The sequence below is a fragment of the Polaribacter sp. KT25b genome, from assembly GCF_900105145.1.
Taxonomy (GTDB): domain Bacteria; phylum Bacteroidota; class Bacteroidia; order Flavobacteriales; family Flavobacteriaceae; genus Polaribacter.
Genome location: NZ_LT629752.1, coordinates 3,309,710 through 3,326,839, shown reverse-complemented (window position 1 = coordinate 3,326,839; position 17,130 = coordinate 3,309,710). Strand labels below are relative to the sequence as shown.

Genomic DNA, 17,130 nt, shown 5'->3' with positions numbered 1-17,130 from the left:
ATGGCAACGAAAAAAACAACAAATTTTAAAAAATACCTTATATGGTTTTGGGGTATTGTCTTAGGTGGATTTACAATTATAATATTTACTTTTTTGTTTGCGTCTTGGGGTTATTTAGGAGAATTACCAACTTTTAAAGATTTAGAAAATCCAGAATCAAATTTGGCAACAGAAGTAATTTCTTCGGATGGCGTTACGATTGGTAAATATGCAAAAGAAAATAGAACTCCGGTAAAGTTTAACGAGTTGCCAGATAATTTGGTAAATGCACTAATAGCAACCGAAGATGAACGTTTTTATGAACATTCTGGTATTGACTTTAGAGGAACTACAAGAGCAGTTTTAAAACCTGGAAGTGGTGGTGCAAGTACAATAACACAACAACTTGCAAGAATGTTATTTACGGGCGAAAAATCTAGAAATAAGTTTAAAAGAGTACTCGAAAAAGTAAAAGAATGGGTTGTGGCAATAAAACTAGAAACCCAATATACAAAGCATGAAATTATTGCAATGTATTTAAATAAGTACGACTTTTTAAATCAAGCAGTTGGTATTCGTTCTGCAGCAAGAATCTATTTTGGTAAAGAACCAAAAGATTTAGTAGTAGAAGAATCTGCAATGTTAATTGGTATGCTAAAAAACTCATCGTATTATAATCCATTAAGAAGAGAAGCGCTAGTAAAACAAAGAAGAAACGTTGTTTTGCTGCAAATGGCTAAAAATGAATTTATTACGGAGTCAGAAAAAATTAATTTGCAACAATTACCGTTAAATGTAAATTATACTCCAGAAAGTCATAGTGATGGTTATGCAACTTATTTTAGAGCACATTTACAAAAAATGATGCGTACTTGGGTAAGAGAAAATCCGAAGCCAAATGGAGAACAATATAATATTTTTAGCGATGGATTAAAAATTTATGTAACGATAGATTCTAGAATGCAAAAATATGCAGAAGAAGCTGTTAGTGAACACATGGCTAATTTACAAGAATACTTTTTTAACGAACAAAAAAGAAATAAAACAGCACCTTTTTACGATTTAGATGCTGGTGAAATAGCTAGAAGTTATGAAAGAGCAAAAAGGAGTTCAGAAAGATATCGTCGTCTTAAAGCTGTTGGAAAATCAGCTAAAGAAATAGATAAAATTTTTAAGACAAAAACAGAGATGAGCGTCTTTACTTGGAAAGGAGACAAAGACACAATTATGTCTCCTATGGATTCTATTAAATATTATAAATACTTTTTACGATCTGGATTATTATCAATAGAACCACAAACTGGGCATATTAAAGCTTGGGTTGGTGGTATAGATAATAAACATTTTAAATATGATGCAGTAGCGCAGCAAAAAAGACAAGTAGGTTCTACATTTAAACCATTTGTGTATGCAACAGCAATTAATCAATTAAGAATGTCTCCTTGTGATGAGTTACCAAATACACCATATACAATTCCTAAAGGGAAATATGGAATTCCTAAAGATTGGATGCCTGAAAATTCTGATGGTAAATATGGAGGAATGATTACTTTAAAAGATGCATTAGCAGGTTCTGTAAATGTGATTTCTGCAAATTTGATGGATAAAGTTACCCCAGAAAATGTGGTGCGTTTAGCAAAAGCAGCAGGAATTGAAACAGATATTCCAGCAAATCCATCCTTAGCATTAGGAGCTGTAGAGTTATCATTATACGAAATGGTAAGTGCTTACAGTACATTTGCCAATAAAGGTTTACGAGTTAGACCTATGATTATTACAAGAATTGAAGATAAAAACGGAACTGTTTTAAAAGATTTTACACCACAAACACAAGAAGTTTTAAGTGAAGAATCTGCGTATGTTATTTTAGATTTATTAAAAGGGGTAACAGAATCTGGATCAGGAATTAGGTTGCGATCAACATATTCTTCCGCAGGAAAAGCTGCTACAGGTTTTCCATATTTATTTACAAATCCTATAGCTGGTAAAACTGGTACAACTCAAAATCAATCAGATGGTTGGTTTATGGGAATTGTGCCAAATTTAGCAACTGGTGTTTGGGCTGGTGGAGAAGATAGAGCAACACATTTTGCAGGTATTTCTAAAGGTCAAGGAGCAACAATGGCATTACCTACTTGGGCATTATTTATGAAAAAATGTTATGAAGATAAAACTTTAAATATTAGTAAAGAAGATTTTGAAAAACCAGAAGATTTAACCATTAATATAGATTGTATAGATAAATCTGATGAAGAAATAAACACAAATACTGGCGGAGATATAGATTTTTAATGTATTCTAAGTTTGTATTTTACATTGTGCCAAAATCAGTCATAAAACAATAAAAATGATAAACAAAAAAGTAAATAATGTTCAAGAAGCTTTAGTAGGCGTAGAAAACGGAATGACTTTTATGTTAGGCGGGTTTGGTTTATGTGGAATTCCTGAAAATGCAATTTCTGAGCTTGTAAAATTAGATGTTAGAGAAGTTACCTGTATTTCTAATAATGCAGGTGTAGATGATTTTGGTTTGGGTTTATTGCTTCAAAATAAGCAAATTAAAAAAATGATTTCTTCTTATGTTGGCGAAAATGAAGAGTTTGAGCGTCAAATGTTGTCAGGAGAATTAGAGGTAGAGTTAACGCCTCAAGGAACTTTAGCAGAAAAATGTAGAGCTGCTCAAGCAGGATTTCCTGCATTTTATACGCCTGCAGGTTATGGAACAGAAGTTGCAGAAGGAAAAGAAACGAGAGAGTTTGATGGAAAAATGTATGTATTAGAACCTGCTTTTAAAGCAGATTTTGCATTTGTAAAAGCTTGGAAAGGAGATGCTGCAGGAAACTTAGTTTTTAAAGGAACCTCAAGAAATTTTAATCCAAATATGTGTGGCGCAGCAACAATTACAGTTGCAGAAGTAGAAGAAATGGTTGAGGTTGGGGAGTTAAATCCTAATAATATTCATATTCCTGGAATTTTTGTGCAACGTATTTTTGAAGGAAAAAATTACGAAAAAAGAATTGAACAACGAACTGTACGTAAACACAATTAATTAATTGAAGTTGCATTACAGGCAATTAACTATTGTGAAGCTTTACAAGTAGAGAGAAAATATGTGATTTCTCGTCAATTATTAAATTCAGGAAAAAGTATTAAATCTCGAAATTAGAATTGATACATTTTTGAAATTAAATATTAATTTTTATAATATTGGTATTATCAAATTAACAAATTTTCAAATTAAAATTATGTTAGATAAGAATGGCATTGCAAAAAGAATTGCACAAGAAGTTCAAAACGGGTTTTACGTAAATTTAGGAATCGGAATCCCTACTTTGGTTGCCAATTATGTAAGAGAAGATATAGAAGTTGAGTTTCAAAGCGAAAATGGAGTTTTAGGAATGGGACCTTTTCCTTTTGATGGCGAAGAAGATGCAGATATTATAAATGCAGGGAAACAAACGATAACAACAATGCCTGGAGCAAGTTTTTTTGATTCATCTATGAGTTTTGCTATGATTCGTGGTAAACATGTAGATTTAACAATTCTGGGTGCTATGGAAGTTTCAGAAAATGGCGATATTGCCAATTGGAAAATTCCAGGTAAAATGGTAAAAGGTATGGGAGGAGCTATGGATTTAGTTGCTTCCGCAGAAAATATTATTGTAGCAATGATGCACACTAATAAAGCAGGTGAATCTAAAATTTTAAAACGCTGTTCTTTGCCTTTAACAGGTGTTGGTTGTGTAACAAAAGTAGTTACAAATTTAGCAGTATTAGAAGTTAAAAACAATGCATTTCATTTATTAGAAAGAGCTCCAGGAGTTTCTATACAAGAAATTAAAAATGCTACAGAAGGAACATTAGTTGTAAGTGGGGAAATTCTTGAAATGAATATTTAATATGAAATTATTTAAAAAAACATATTGGTTAATTTATCCAATATTAATTATTGTTTTTATGTCGATTTTTGATTTGGTTTATATTACAGATAACTTTATCTTAAAAATAGGAGTTTGTAGTGTTCTCGCTTTTATTGTATCTCCAAGAAAGAAATTAATTCTTACAGAAACAGGTAAAACAAAACAAATTACTTGGCTTTTTTTAAAGAAACCAATTAGTTTAGATTAATAATTAAAACAAGAATATCTTCCATTTTTGGGAAATTAAAAGAGTATAAATGAAAATAATATCATACAACGTAAACGGAATTAGAGCTGCATTAAAAAAAGGCTTTTTAGATTGGTTACAAGCTGCAAATCCAGATGTAATTTGTATTCAAGAAACCAAAGCACATAAAGAGCAACTAGATCTTTCTGAATTTGAAAACGCTGGTTATCCTTATCATTATTGGTTTTCTGCACAAAAAAAAGGCTATTCTTCTGTGGCAGTTTTTTGTAAAGAAAAACCAAATCATATAGAATATGGAACAGGAATTGAGTCTATGGATTTTGAAGGTAGAAATTTACGTGTAGATTTTGATGAAGTTTCTATAATGAGTTTGTATTTACCTTCGGGAACAAACTCGGAAAGATTAGATTTTAAGTTTACTTATATGGATGAATTTCATGAATATATTAATAATTTAACACAAGAAATTCCGAATTTAGTAATCTGTGGAGATTATAATATTTGTCATGAAGAAATAGATATTCATAATCCAAAAATGAAAGGAGTTTCTGGGTTTTTACCAGAAGAAAGAACTTGGCTTGGCAATTTTATTAATAGCGGATTTGTTGATAGTTTTCGTTTTGTAAATCCAGATGCGCAAGAATATTCTTGGTGGAGTTACAGAGCAAATTCTAGAGCAAATAATAAAGGTTGGCGTTTAGATTATGCGATGGTATCTAATCCTTTAAAGGAAAAAATTAGCAGAGCCTATATTTTATCCGAAGCAAAACATTCAGACCATTGTCCAATAGCATTAGAATTAGATATATAACTTATATGAACAAATTTTTATTCCTGTTACTTTTTAGTCTTTCTGTATTTTCTCAAAAACCAAAGGGTGTTGTTTTAGAGCCAATTAGAGATACTTTATGGCCAGACGATAATGTGAAAAGAACAATTAAAGTTGCTAATATCATTGAAAAAGATACGTTTTCTAACCAAGATTTAATAATAATAGATAGTTTGTTGGTTGATGAAAAATTTAATTCGTCATTAATTGATAGTTTAGAGTTTGTTTTAAATGATATTGATATTACAGGTAATACTTCTACAGTTTTAACTACAGATTTATTAAAATTGCGTTTATCGCTTTTAAATGAAAAAACACCTTTTAATTTAGCGTACAATACTACCTTAGAAAAGGTAATTAATAGTTATTTATCATCTAGAAAAAAATATTTTCCTCAGTTGTTTGCAAGAGCTAAATATTACTTTCCTATGTTTGAGCAATATTTAGATGAATACGATATTCCTTTAGAAATGAAGTTTTTAGCAATTGTAGAATCTGCATTATTGCCACAAATAAAATCTAGAGCAGGTGCAACAGGTTTATGGCAATTTATGTATGGTACAGGAAAACAGTTCGATTTAAAAGTAAGTTCTTATGTTGATGAACGTCAAGATCCTGTAAAATCAACAATTGCTGCGTGTAAATATTTAAGTCAGTTATACAGAATTTTTGGCGATTGGGATTTGGCTTTAGCAGCTTATAATTCTGGTCCAGGAAATGTATCAAAAGCGATAAAACGCTCTGGAGGTAATAAAAATTATTGGAATATAAGACCTTATTTGCCGAGAGAAACAGCAAGTTATGTGCCAGCATTTTATGCTACTATGTATATTTTTGAATATGCAGAAGAACACAATATTTACTCAGAACTCCCTCAGTTTTTTAATTTTGAAACAGATACAATTCGTGTAAAAAGAACCATTGGTTTTGATCATATTACAGAAATATTAAAGGTAGAAGAAGATGTTATTTCTTTTTTAAACCCAGTTTATAAATTAGATATTGTTCCTTTTATTAAAGATCATAATTACGCAATAAGGTTGCCAAAGGATAAAATTATCGAATTCTTAGAAAAAGAAAAAGAAATTTATGCATTAGCAGAAGCAGATGAAGCTTCAAGAGAAAAGCCATTGCCTAAATATTTTGAAATGGATAATAGTATTCGTTATAAAGTAAAAAATGGTGATTTTTTAGGGAAAATTGCACAGAAATTTGGCGTGAGAGTTAGTGATATTAAACGTTGGAATTCGTTAAAAACCAGTCATTTAAAAATAGGACAAAGACTTACTGTTTTTTCTGGAAAATTGAGTGTAAATCGAACATCATCCACAATTAAAAAAGTCTCTACTTCTATAGCAAAAGGAGATTATGAAGTTTATACAGTTCAAAAAGGAGATTCTCTTTGGACGATCTCTAAAAAATTTAAAAATGTTTCTATAGAAGAAATTAAAAAGTGGAACAATATTTGGAGTGCTAAAAGTTTAAAAACCGGAACTAAACTAAAAATATATAAAAGCTAAACTCATGAAAAAAATTCTTTCAATTCTATTAATTACTTTTCTATTGTCATCTTGTGTTGGTCATGATAAAGTTATTTTAAAAGAATCTATAGGTAAAATTAACAAAGTAATGGTGGTTGCTAAAGTTAGCGATTGGACAGGAGATGTTGGTAAAGAAGTGCGTAATTCTTTCGGAGAATTAATGGTGGGTTTGCCACAACCAGAACCTATTTTAGATGTTTCTCAAGTTGCTCCTAATGGATTTAGTTCTATGATGAAAGCAAGTAGAAATATTTTAATTATTACAGAAAGTACTAATGAAGGTTTTACTGTAAAGAATAATATTTATGCACAACCACAAACTATTGTGTATGTGCAAGCAAAAGATGATGAAGGTATTATAAAACTTTTACAAAAGCACAAAAAACAAATTAGAAGTATCTTTTTAGAAGCAGATATAAAGTTTACACAAGGTATCTTTGAAAAAGACAAACAAGATAATTCGAATTATAAAACACTTCAAAATTTAGGCATTTCTTTAACGATTCCTAAGAAATTTAATACTGTAGATGATACAGGAGAATTTCTTTGGTTAAGAAACCATTTAACAAGCGGAATTGCAAAAACAGGAAGCAATAATATTTTGGTATATTCAATTCCTTTGGGTGATGAAAGTAAAGTTGCAGATAATATTGTGGCGGTTAGAGATAGTATAGGAGAAAAATATATACCTGGTACAGATGCAGAAACACAACACATGATTACAGAAGAAGCGTATACGCCTTTTACTTTTGATGCAACGATTGATGGAAAAAAAGCCTATGAAACTCGTGGAAAATGGGAAGTAAAAAATGATTTTATGGCGGGGCCTTTTTTAAATTATTCAGTTATTGATAAGAAAAATAACAGATTAATTGTTTTTGAAGGATTTACATACGCGCCATCAGTAAACAAAAGAGCTTTTCTTTTTGAGTTAGAAGCAATTGCAAAATCAATGAAAATTCAATAATAAAGTTTATAAAATATAATAAAGTCGGAAGTAATAACTTTCGACTTTTTTTATGCGATTAATTTTCAGAAAGTTATTTCCTATATTTGGTATTCAACTTAAAAACTTTTATCATGGAAATTAATTTTTACATCTTTTTTTTAGCGGCTTTAGTTCCTTTAGTAACTGGTTTTATCTGGTATGGTCCTTTATTTGGAAATACTTGGATGAAAGAAATGGGATTCACTAAAGAATCTTTAGCAGACAAAAATATGGCGCTGACATTTATACTAAGCTATGTGTTTAGTTTTTTAGTTGCTTTCTTTTTACAGTTTATAGTAATTCATCAAGGAGGAGTTTTTTCTACACTTTTAGAATCTGGTTCAACAGAATTACAAGGTGAAACTCTAGCTTATTTTGAAGATTTTATGGCTAAGTATGGTACTAATTACAGAACTTTTAAACACGGAGCTTTACATGGTACAATGTCTGGGGTTCTTTTTGTTTTACCAATTTTATCAATTATTGCAATGTTTGAAAGAAAAACTGTAAAATATGTTGCTATTAATGCAGGTTACTGGATAATAACTTTAGCAATTATGGGTGGTATTTTATGTGAGTGGGCATAGAATAATTCCTTTTTTAAAAAATAAAACCACGCATTTTGCGTGGTTTTTACAAAATTAAAAATAAGTTTAGTAACCAATTTTTGCTCGAACCCTTTTTAAAACTCCATTAGCAACTATTGTTGCTTTTTCTGCTCCAATTTCTAAGGCTTCATCAATTTCATTTTTGTTTTCCATAAAATGATTATAACGTTCTCTTATTGTAGAAAACTGTTCAAGAATCAACTCATATAAAGCTTGTTTAGCATGGCCATAACCATAATTTCCACCTTCATAATTTGCTCTCATTTCGGCAATTTGCTCATCCGAAGCCAATAATTTATAAAGTCCAAATACATTATCTGTATCAGGGTTTTTAGGTTCTTCTAAACCTTTACTATCTGTTTTAATAGACATTACTTGTTTTCTTAACTTTTTGTCTGATAAGAAAATATTGATAATATTATTTCTAGATTTACTCATTTTTTCACCATCAGTTCCAGGAACTAATTTTGTGCCTTTTTGAATTTCTGCTTGTGGCGGAACCAATGTTTCACCAACAATATTGTTAAATCTATTAGCAACATCACGCGTCATTTCTAAATGTTGTAATTGGTCTTTACCAACAGGCACAATTTCTGCATCATACAATAAAATATCTGCGGCCATTAACATTGGATAAGTAAATAAACCTGCATTTACATCTCCTAATCTGTCTGCTTTATCTTTAAAACCATGTGCTAAAGTTAATCTTTGATACGGAAAAAAACAGCTTAAATACCATGTTAATTCTGTTGTTTGTGGTATATCACTTTGTCTGTAAAATATTGTTTTACTAATGTCTAAACCGCATGCAAGCCAAGTAGCAGCAACACTGTAGGTGTTTTCTCTTAATAAATCTCCGTCTTTAATTTGTGTTAAAGAATGCATATCTGCAATAAATATAAAAGATTCATTTCCTGGACTATTTGCCATTTTTATTGCTGGTAAAATAGCTCCTAATAAATTTCCTAAATGTGGTGTTCCTGTACTTTGGACTCCGGTTAAAATTCTAGACATTACGTTATTTTTATCTTTTTTTTTGATTGAGAGATTCTAATTGTTCTCTGCAAGGGCAAAAATAAGGTTTTGTTTAAGAAAATCAATAAACAAAAGAATATTACTACTTTTGCTCATTATTTTAATTACTATTTAATTCTATCTGTGAAGTTTATAAAAATTCCTTTTCTATTAATTTGGCGAATTTGGTTTTACATTTTAATGATTGTAACCATTTTAATTTTGTCTCCTTTTTTGTTGATATTCACTTTTAAAGAAGAACAATATCATAATTTTTGGAAAGTTGCCAGAATTTTATCTAAAATTTTAATTTACGGAATGGGATTTCGTTTAAAGGTACAAAATGATCAGATAACAGAAAGTGACAAGAGTTATATGTTTTGCCCAAATCATGCATCATTAATGGATGCTTTTGTGTTAATTGCTTTGAGTAAAAACCCAATAGTTTTTGTTGGAAAACATGAGTTGGGTAAAATACCAGTTTTTGGTTATTTCTACAAAAAAGTAGTTATTGTTGTTGATAGAAATAATCCTGAAAGTAGAAAAAGAGTGTATAAAATGGCTAAGAAAAGATTGCATGACGGCACAAGTATGGCAATTTTTCCTGAAGGATTAGTGCCAACTGAAGATGTTGTTTTGGCTCCTTTTAAAAATGGTGCTTTTAGTTTGGCTATTGAGTTTGAAACACCAATTGTACCGCAAGTTTATTACGATTGTAAACGCTTGTTTTCTTGGGATTTTTTTAAAGGAAGTCCTGGAGTTTTTAGAATCCATCAACATAGATTTATAGAAACTAAGGGTTTAAAAATGGAAGATATGGAGAACTTGAAACAAAAAGTTTTTAAAATTATTGAAGACGATTTATTGAGTGATAAAAAATTTATGAACGATACAAATAGACCAAATAATGAGCGAGAGTTTAAATCACCGTTATAGTAATACCGAAGAGAAGTTAAATGTAATTTCTCATGGTTTTGGCTTAGTTTTAAGTGTTATTGCTTTTCCTTTTATAATATTTAAATCTATTGAATTTACTGGTTTTTGGAAACCCGTAAGTTTTATTATTTACGGTTTAAGTTTAATTATTTTATATGCTGCGTCTACTTTTTATCATGCAGCTAAAAATCCGAAGAAAAGAAGAAAACTAAATATTTTTGATCATTCTGCAATTTATGTGCTAATTGCTGGTAGTTATTCTCCGTTTTGTTTAGTTGGTTTAGATTCTAATTTAGGCTGGTATATGTTTTTATTTGTGTGGCTTTTTGCTTTAACAGGCGTTATTTTAAAACTCTTTTTTACAGGTAGATTCGATAAAATTTCTACAGCAATGTATTTATTAATGGGTTGGCAAGTAGTTTTTTTTATAAAACCATTAATGCAAAGTTTAACGCCAGAAGGTTTACAATTTTTAATTGGTGGAGGTGTTTTTTACTCAATAGGTGCTATTTTGTATTCCATTAAAAAAATACCTTATAATCACTTTATTTTTCACGTTTTTGTTTTACTCGGTAGTATTAGTCATTTTATAGCGATCTATAATCTTTAAAAATTACCAGTTTTTAAAAGGATTTTTGCTTAAACTAGAATTGTAATATTTTATGTTTCCTGTTACTTCTTTGCCTAACCAAGAAGGTTTTTTAAATTCTTCGTTTTCTGAAGTTAATTCAATTTCAGCAACAATTAATCCTTTGTTATCGCCGTAAAATTCATCAACTTCATACATATGATTGTCGCTTTTTACATAAAATCGTGTTTTATCAATTATTGAAGGTTCACATAATAAAAGTAATTGTTCTGCTTCAAGAATATCAATTTCTTTTTCCCACTCAAAACGTGTTGTTCCTGTTTCGTTAGATTTTCCTTTGATGGTTATAAAACCTTTATCATCAGCAATTCTAATTCTAACAGTTCTATTTTTATCAGAATTTAAATATCCTTGTTTTACCAATTTTTTCTGATAACATTCTTTTTTAAAATCTTCATTTTCTACTAAAAATTTTCTTTCAATTTCTAAACTCATAAAAAGGGATTCATTTTTGTACTAATATACCTGTTTTTATCGTTATTCTACAATAATTAAATATCTTTGAATTTATAAACACAAACATGAAAAAGTTAATTTTTCTTTTCCTTTTTTTAAGCTCGATATCTGTTTCTGCTCAAGTAGATTACAGCGATTCTTGGGAAGATTTCTATTCTTACAACAACGTAAAAGATTTTGTAAAAGTTGATAATATTATTTACGCTTTGGTTGATAACGCCATTTTTACTTTTAATGAAACGACTTTAGAGACTAAAAAACTTTCATCAATTCAGGGTTTATCAGGCGAAACTACGTCTTCAATTCATTATAATGCAACTTTTAATAGGTTGGTTATTGGTTATCAAAACGGATTAATTGAAGTAATTGATGAAGATGACAGTGTTACAATTTCATCAGATATTATAAATTTTAATCAAACGGGAGAAAAAAGCATCAATCATATTTCTGAATTTGGAAATACATTATATTTATCAACACCATTTGCAATTGTAGAATATGATATTGAAAAATTAGAATTTGGTGATACTTTTTTTATAGGCAACAGTTCAACATCATTATTAATAAATAAAACTATTATTTCTGATGGAAAAATTTATGCAGTTACAGAAGATGGAATTTTTATTGCAACTGTTTCTAGTAATCTTTTAATTGATTTTAAGAATTGGGACCAACAATTTAATGGTCGTAATTTTAGTAATATATCTGTTTTTAATACTAAAATTTATGTTACAGAAGGCTCTAGGTTATTCTGGCTTAACAATGGTGTTCTAACTCAAATTAGAGATTTTTCCGAAACCATAATTGGTTTAAAATCGTCGAGTACTAATTTAACAATTGCACTAAATAAAAAAGCAATTGTGCTTGATGTAACAGAAAATCAAATTGCAGAATTTATCTCAAATGTAGATTTCGATTTTACATTATTAAATGCTTTTTTTGAGAATAATAACATCTATTTAGCAACTAAAGAATTCGGAGTTTTAAAAACGAGTATAAGTCAAATAAATTCGTTTCAAGAAATTCATCCAGAAGGACCTTTGTCTAATGATGTTTTTTCAATAGCAGTAAAAGATGATAATCTTTGGGTTGTTTATGGTGGTTATGATGTTACTTATACGCCAATACAAAACAAACAAGGATTTAGTCATTTTAATGGAGAAAATTGGATAAACACAAAATTCAATCCAGATTTTCCTCTTATGGATTTAAATTACATCACTATAGACCCTAATGCAGAGAATAAAGTTTATATAAGTTCTTTTGGAGATACTGGCGCTATAAATAGTGTTTCAACCGGAGGATTATTAGTAGTAGAAAATGATGAAATTGAAACATTCTATAACCATTTAAATAGTCCTTTAGAAGATATACGATTAAGCGATCCAGGTTCTGTTACTATTAGAATAAGTGGTACTGCTTTTGATAGCCAAGGTAATTTGTGGGTTACTAATATTGGTGTTACAAACGAGTTAAAAAAACTTTCGCCTTCTGGGCAATGGTCTAGTTATGATATGTCATCTGTAAAAACAAGTACTGCTTTTGGTTTAAGTGAAATGGTTGTAGATAACTCTAACAGCATTTGGTTTGGTTCAAGAAGAAGTGGAGTTTTTGTTTTTAACGAAAATGGCAGTAGAAAAAAGGCGTTAATTGCAACGGAAAATCTTGGTAATTTACCAGATACGGATGTGTTAACTGTAGCTGTAGATAAAAGTAATAGAGTTTGGTTAGGTACAAGATCAGGAATGGTTGTGTACAGAAATGCTTCCGGAGTTTTTGATGCTGATGTGCTAAATGCAGAACCAATTGTTATAGAAGAAAACGGAGTTGGAGAACGTTTATTAGGAGATCAAAGAATTAATTCTATAAATGTTGATGGTGCAGATAATAAATGGTTTGGTACAGATAGTGGAGGTGTTTTATATACTAATCCGTCTGGGCAAACTACTTTAGCAAATTTTAGTAAAGTAAATTCACCTTTACCATCGAATCAAATTTTAAAAATTAGAACAGATACTTCTAACGGAAAAGTATATTTTGCTACAGAAAAAGGCATTGTTGCTTATAATAGTAAAGTAGCAACTTTTGGTGAGGTTTTAGGAGATGTGTATGCATATCCAAATCCTGCTTTAAAAAATCACGAAACTATTACTATTGATGGTAGAAACGGAACACATTTACCAAACGGAACCAACGTAAAAATACTAGATGTTGCTGGTAATTTAGTTTATGAAACCAATGTGGTAGAAGGGCAAGAATTGCAAGGAGGTAAAGTAGTTTGGAATAAAAAAAACTTAGCAGGTAAAAAAGTAGCCTCTGGTATTTATATTGTGCTTTTAGTTAACGATGATGGCTCAGAAACGTCTACAACTAAAATTGCAATTGTAAATTAATGGCAATTGTAACTACAAAAGCAATTGTTTTAAGTGCACTAAAATTTGGTGATACAAGCTTAATCGTAAAATGCTACACGCAAGAAGAAGGTGTTAAAAGTTATTTAGTAAGAGGTATTTTAAAACCCAAAAAATCTGGATTAAAAGCAGCGTATTTTCAACCATTAACACAATTAAGAATTGTTGCAAATCACAACAATAAGAACACTTTAAATTCTATAAAAGAAGTACAAGTAATTCATCCTTATAAAACATTTCATACAGATATTGTAAAACAATCTGTTGTACTTTTTTTATCAGAAGTTTTATCTAGCTCAATTCAAGAAGAAGAACAAAATTCTGCACTTTATAAATATTTAGAAACCGCTTTTATATGGTTAGATATGCATGATAAAGTTGCCAATTTTCATTTGTTATTTTTATTAAATTTAACTGGTTTTTTGGGCTTTTATCCTGATACATCAGAAATAAATAAAAAAGGATTTGATTTGTTAGATGGTGTTTTTTCTGATAATATTTATGAAAAAAATGTGATTTCGAAGAATGATTTTAATCAATTTAAAAAGCTATTAGGCATAATTTTTGATACACTAGAAAATGTTACTTACAGCAAAGTTGAAAGGCAATTAGTTTTGCAAGTAATTATACAATATTTTAAATTACATTTGGGTAATTTTAGAACCCCAAAATCTTTACAAGTCTTAGAAACCGTTTTTAGTTGATAATGAAGTATATTTTTTTAGTATTTATAGTTTTTTTTAGTAGTACAACTTTTGCACAAGAAATAAAAGTTTTAGACAAAAAAACAGGTAAGAAAATAAATAATGTTACTATTTTTAATAAGGATAAAACTATTAGTTTAACCACAAATTATTTAGGTTTAGCTGATGTTTCCTCTTTTAAAAAGGATGATGTAATTCTTTTTTCTCATTTATCTTATGCAAATTTTAGCTTAAAAAAATCAATTTTAAAGCAACAAAATTTTATAGTTTATTTAACCAAACATTCTGAGCAATTAGATGAGATTGTAATTTCTGTTTTTAAGAAAGAAGAAAAATCGAAAAGAATTGCAGAACAAATTGCTGTGCTTTCATCAAAAGATATTCAAAAAATTTCTGCACAAACTTCTGCGGATTTATTAGCTGAAATTCCAGGAATTAAAGTTCAAAAATCACAATTTGGAGGAGGAAGTCCGGTAATTCGCGGAATGGAATCTAACAGAGTTTTGTTAGTAGTTGATGGTGTTAGAATGAATAATGCTATTTATAGAAAAGGGCATTTGCAAAGTTCAATTACCATTGCGCCAAATTTATTAGATAAAACGGAAGTTGTTTTTGGACCTTCTTCTGTAATTTATGGTTCTGATGCTTTAGGTGGCGTGATTCATTATTATACAAAAACGCCTAAATTATCCGAAGAAAATAAAGTTTCTAGTCAATTATTTTCTAGGTATTCTACCGTAAATCAAGAAATTACAACCAATGTTTCTTCAGAATTAAGTTTTAAAAATTGGGCATCTTTTACAAGTATTTCGTATTCAGATTTTGGCGAGTTAACAGCTGGTAAAAACAGAAATCATGGTTTTTCTGATTGGGGAAAAGTGTTTTACTATTCAGAAAATGTAAACGGAAATTATAATGAAAATCCAACTAAAAACGCTAATCCAAATACATTAAGAAATACAAATTATAATCAAACAGATGTGTTGCAAAAATTCTTTGTTCCGTTATCTAAAAACACAGATTTAAAAATTAATTTACAATATTCTACTTCATCAGATATCCAAAGATTTGATCGTTTAACGGAGTTAACAGATTTAAACGATGTCTCTTCTTTAAAATTTGCAGAATGGTATTATGGCCCACAAAAAAGGTTGTTAATATCTTCTAGATTAGATATTAAACCTTCTGAAAATTGGTTAGAAAGTGGTTCAATTACCGCTGCTTATCAGAATTTACAAGAAAGCAGAATTCAACGAAAATTTGGTAGTTTAGATCGTTCTTATAGAGAAGAAAATGTAGATGTTTTTAGTGTGAATGGAGATTTTTCTGTGCCTTTAACAGAAGATAAAACAAGAACTTTATCCTATGGTTTTGAGGTTGCTTATAATGAAGTTTCATCCAACTCATATGGTAAAACTTTAAACATTTTAAACGGAGAAATAAATGGTTTTTCTGATGATTTTAAGGTGCAATCTCGTTATCCAGATGGTGGAAGCGATTATTTAAGTTCTGCATTATATGTAGATTACAGGCAAGATATTAATCCTAAATCAACTTTAAATTCAGGAATTAGATTTACAAATACAAACTTACATGCAATTTGGATAGATCAAACCTTTATACAGCTTCCAGAAATAGAAATTAGCTCAAACAACTCGGCAGTTACAGCAACTTTAGGTTACGTTTATAAACCTTCTAAAAATTGGCAATTAAACAGTGTTTTATCTTCTGGATTTCGCTCGCCAAATATTGATGATGTTGGTAGAGTTCGTGAAAAAAGTGGAGATGTAACAGTACCAAATATTGATGTAAAACCAGAATTTGCGTATAATGCCGAAATCGGAATTCAGAAATATTTTAATAATAGGAAATTTCGTTTAGGAGCAAATGTATTTTATACGTTATTAGATAATTATATTATTAGAGACAGTTTTACAATCAATGGAAGTGATCAAGTTTTATTTGATGGAGAATATGGCAACGCAGTTGCAAATCAAAATAGAGGAAATGCGTTTATAACAGGATATACAATTAGTTATTTAGGTAAACTTTCTAATACTTTTAATACATCAGGTTTTATTACGTACACAAAAGGAAGAACTTATGATACAGAAGAACCAATGTCATCAATTCCGCCTTTATTTGGGCAGTTTGAAATCAATTATAAAAAAGAAAAAATAGAAGTTGGAGCAGCTTTAAGATTTAATAGTAAAAAAGATATTTCTGATTTTAATTTTACAGAAGGAATTGATAATCATGATTTAACACCAATTGTTGATGCAAATGCTACGGATGATGTTGATATTTATTTTGGTACGCCAAGTTGGGTTACTTTTGGTGTAAATAGCCGCTATGCTGTAAGTGAAAATTTTTCTGTACAAGCAAGATTAAGTAATTTATTTGATGAACATTATATAGAATTTGCTTCTGGTGTTTCTTCTCCAGGAAGAAATTTATCGGTTTCTTTTGTTGCTAATTTTTAAATAAAATAGATAATTTAAAATAATTGATATTTTCAAGTTATGATAAGGATCTTACTTTCTTTTTCCTTCTTCGGTAAAATTATCAGATAAAGATCTTTCTGTTTTTATAATACTTACTAAAAGCGATAACATAACTAAAACCATTGGTTGCCAAGTTAATTCTTGCACAGAAATAGTTGCTAAAATTAAGGCCGCTAAAAATGAAATACCTGCATAGATAAGGAAATTTTTGTTAAATGTGCTGTTAGCAAATTTCCAAATATCATCATTTTGCATTGCCTTAAAAGTTCTATAACCATAAATGTTATTGATTTTTTTTGGCGGAAATTTCCAAAAAATAACACTCAATAAAAACAATAAACCATTTGTGGTTAAAACATATGTAATTGGATTCATTTTTTTCT

Annotated in this window: 16 protein-coding genes; 13 read left to right on the top strand and 3 right to left on the bottom strand. The window is 29.4% G+C overall.

Features of this window, described 5'->3' with window-relative positions; genetic code table 11:
- The 8 genes from BLT70_RS14360 to BLT70_RS14325 all read left to right on the top strand — a co-directional run bounded on the left by BLT70_RS14360 (position 1) and on the right by BLT70_RS14325 (position 8,052).
- Positions 1 to 2,271, top strand: a complete 2,271-nt coding sequence (locus BLT70_RS14360; RefSeq protein ID WP_091895805.1) for a penicillin-binding protein 1A — start codon at positions 1 to 3, stop codon at positions 2,269 to 2,271.
- Positions 2,272 to 2,326: 55 nt separating this feature from the next.
- Positions 2,327 to 3,028, top strand: a complete 702-nt coding sequence (locus tag BLT70_RS14355) for a CoA transferase subunit A (protein WP_091895802.1) — start codon at positions 2,327 to 2,329, stop codon at positions 3,026 to 3,028.
- Positions 3,029 to 3,224: 196 nt separating this feature from the next.
- Positions 3,225 to 3,878 (top strand): 3-oxoacid CoA-transferase subunit B, encoded by a 654-nt coding sequence (locus BLT70_RS14350; RefSeq protein ID WP_091897733.1) that lies wholly within the window; start codon positions 3,225 to 3,227, stop codon positions 3,876 to 3,878.
- A gap of 1 nt (position 3,879) precedes the next feature.
- Positions 3,880 to 4,107 (top strand): hypothetical protein, encoded by a 228-nt coding sequence (locus BLT70_RS14345; protein ID WP_091895799.1) that lies wholly within the window; start codon positions 3,880 to 3,882, stop codon positions 4,105 to 4,107.
- Between the two features lie 49 nt (positions 4,108 to 4,156).
- Positions 4,157 to 4,918 (top strand): exodeoxyribonuclease III, encoded by a 762-nt coding sequence (locus tag BLT70_RS14340; protein WP_091895796.1) that lies wholly within the window; start codon positions 4,157 to 4,159, stop codon positions 4,916 to 4,918.
- A 5-nt stretch (positions 4,919 to 4,923) separates the two neighbouring features.
- Complete coding sequence (locus BLT70_RS14335) at positions 4,924 to 6,456, top strand: lytic transglycosylase domain-containing protein (RefSeq protein ID WP_091895793.1); 1,533 nt, start codon at positions 4,924 to 4,926, stop codon at positions 6,454 to 6,456.
- Positions 6,457 to 6,460: 4 nt separating this feature from the next.
- Positions 6,461 to 7,444: a DUF4837 family protein gene (locus BLT70_RS14330; RefSeq protein WP_091895790.1), complete on the top strand. Its 984-nt coding sequence runs from the start codon at positions 6,461 to 6,463 to the stop codon at positions 7,442 to 7,444.
- 113 nt (positions 7,445 to 7,557) lie between these two features.
- Positions 7,558 to 8,052, top strand: a complete 495-nt coding sequence (locus BLT70_RS14325; RefSeq protein WP_091895787.1) for a DUF1761 domain-containing protein — start codon at positions 7,558 to 7,560, stop codon at positions 8,050 to 8,052.
- A gap of 66 nt (positions 8,053 to 8,118) precedes the next feature.
- On the opposite strand, the gene trpS is transcribed toward BLT70_RS14325, so the two are convergent.
- Positions 8,119 to 9,087 carry a tryptophan--tRNA ligase gene (gene trpS, locus BLT70_RS14320; protein ID WP_091895784.1) on the bottom strand — a complete coding sequence of 323 codons (969 nt, stop codon included), beginning with the start codon at positions 9,085 to 9,087 and terminating at the stop codon, positions 8,119 to 8,121.
- A 144-nt stretch (positions 9,088 to 9,231) separates the two neighbouring features.
- Between trpS and BLT70_RS14315 the strand changes: the two genes are divergently transcribed.
- Complete coding sequence (locus BLT70_RS14315) at positions 9,232 to 10,023, top strand: 1-acyl-sn-glycerol-3-phosphate acyltransferase (RefSeq protein WP_091895781.1); 792 nt, start codon at positions 9,232 to 9,234, stop codon at positions 10,021 to 10,023.
- Positions 9,995 to 10,633: a hemolysin III family protein gene (locus BLT70_RS14310; RefSeq protein ID WP_091895778.1), complete on the top strand. Its 639-nt coding sequence runs from the start codon at positions 9,995 to 9,997 to the stop codon at positions 10,631 to 10,633. Before BLT70_RS14315 ends, BLT70_RS14310 begins: the two co-directional genes overlap by 29 nt.
- Before the next feature lie 3 nt (positions 10,634 to 10,636).
- Here the strand turns inward: BLT70_RS14310 and BLT70_RS14305 are convergent, their stop codons facing one another.
- On the bottom strand, positions 10,637 to 11,107 hold the full coding sequence (locus tag BLT70_RS14305) for a CYTH domain-containing protein (protein ID WP_091895775.1): 471 nt from the start codon (positions 11,105 to 11,107) through the stop codon (positions 10,637 to 10,639).
- A gap of 86 nt (positions 11,108 to 11,193) precedes the next feature.
- Between BLT70_RS14305 and BLT70_RS14300 the strand changes: the two genes are divergently transcribed.
- Genes BLT70_RS14300 through BLT70_RS14290 form a run of 3 tightly spaced genes read left to right on the top strand, consistent with a single transcriptional unit; the run spans position 11,194 to position 16,726 of the window.
- The gene (locus tag BLT70_RS14300; protein ID WP_091895772.1) at positions 11,194 to 13,521 is read left to right on the top strand and encodes a hypothetical protein; all 2,328 of its coding nucleotides are present in this window, start codon (positions 11,194 to 11,196) and stop codon (positions 13,519 to 13,521) included.
- Positions 13,521 to 14,243, top strand: a complete 723-nt coding sequence (gene recO / locus BLT70_RS14295) for a DNA repair protein RecO (RefSeq protein WP_091895769.1) — start codon at positions 13,521 to 13,523, stop codon at positions 14,241 to 14,243. Before BLT70_RS14300 ends, recO begins: the two co-directional genes overlap by 1 nt.
- Before the next feature lie 2 nt (positions 14,244 to 14,245).
- Positions 14,246 to 16,726, top strand: coding sequence for a TonB-dependent siderophore receptor (locus BLT70_RS14290; protein WP_091895766.1), 2,481 nt, complete (start codon positions 14,246 to 14,248; stop codon positions 16,724 to 16,726).
- A 51-nt stretch (positions 16,727 to 16,777) separates the two neighbouring features.
- On the opposite strand, the gene BLT70_RS14285 is transcribed toward BLT70_RS14290, so the two are convergent.
- Complete coding sequence (locus tag BLT70_RS14285) at positions 16,778 to 17,122, bottom strand: SdpI family protein (protein ID WP_091895763.1); 345 nt, start codon at positions 17,120 to 17,122, stop codon at positions 16,778 to 16,780.
- Positions 17,123 to 17,130: the final 8 nt, after the last annotated feature.

What these genes read in the sequence shown, in the direction of transcription:
- BLT70_RS14300 (WP_091895772.1), top strand. Translation starts at nt 11,194, where the DNA reads ATGAAAAAGTTAATTTTTCTTTTCCTTTTTTTAAGCTCGATATCTGTT.
- BLT70_RS14290 (WP_091895766.1), top strand. Translation starts at nt 14,246, where the DNA reads ATGAAGTATATTTTTTTAGTATTTATAGTTTTTTTTAGTAGTACAACT.
- recO (WP_091895769.1), top strand. Translation starts at nt 13,521, where the DNA reads ATGGCAATTGTAACTACAAAAGCAATTGTTTTAAGTGCACTAAAATTT.
- BLT70_RS14330 (WP_091895790.1), top strand. Translation starts at nt 6,461, where the DNA reads ATGAAAAAAATTCTTTCAATTCTATTAATTACTTTTCTATTGTCATCT.
- BLT70_RS14345 (WP_091895799.1), top strand. Translation starts at nt 3,880, where the DNA reads ATGAAATTATTTAAAAAAACATATTGGTTAATTTATCCAATATTAATT.
- trpS (WP_091895784.1), bottom strand. Translation starts at nt 9,087, where the DNA reads ATGTCTAGAATTTTAACCGGAGTCCAAAGTACAGGAACACCACATTTA.
- BLT70_RS14305 (WP_091895775.1), bottom strand. Translation starts at nt 11,107, where the DNA reads ATGAGTTTAGAAATTGAAAGAAAATTTTTAGTAGAAAATGAAGATTTT.
- BLT70_RS14340 (WP_091895796.1), top strand. Translation starts at nt 4,157, where the DNA reads ATGAAAATAATATCATACAACGTAAACGGAATTAGAGCTGCATTAAAA.
- BLT70_RS14355 (WP_091895802.1), top strand. Translation starts at nt 2,327, where the DNA reads ATGATAAACAAAAAAGTAAATAATGTTCAAGAAGCTTTAGTAGGCGTA.
- BLT70_RS14285 (WP_091895763.1), bottom strand. Translation starts at nt 17,122, where the DNA reads ATGAATCCAATTACATATGTTTTAACCACAAATGGTTTATTGTTTTTA.
- BLT70_RS14310 (WP_091895778.1), top strand. Translation starts at nt 9,995, where the DNA reads ATGAGCGAGAGTTTAAATCACCGTTATAGTAATACCGAAGAGAAGTTA.
- BLT70_RS14360 (WP_091895805.1), top strand. Translation starts at nt 1, where the DNA reads ATGGCAACGAAAAAAACAACAAATTTTAAAAAATACCTTATATGGTTT.
- BLT70_RS14350 (WP_091897733.1), top strand. Translation starts at nt 3,225, where the DNA reads ATGTTAGATAAGAATGGCATTGCAAAAAGAATTGCACAAGAAGTTCAA.
- BLT70_RS14325 (WP_091895787.1), top strand. Translation starts at nt 7,558, where the DNA reads ATGGAAATTAATTTTTACATCTTTTTTTTAGCGGCTTTAGTTCCTTTA.
- BLT70_RS14335 (WP_091895793.1), top strand. Translation starts at nt 4,924, where the DNA reads ATGAACAAATTTTTATTCCTGTTACTTTTTAGTCTTTCTGTATTTTCT.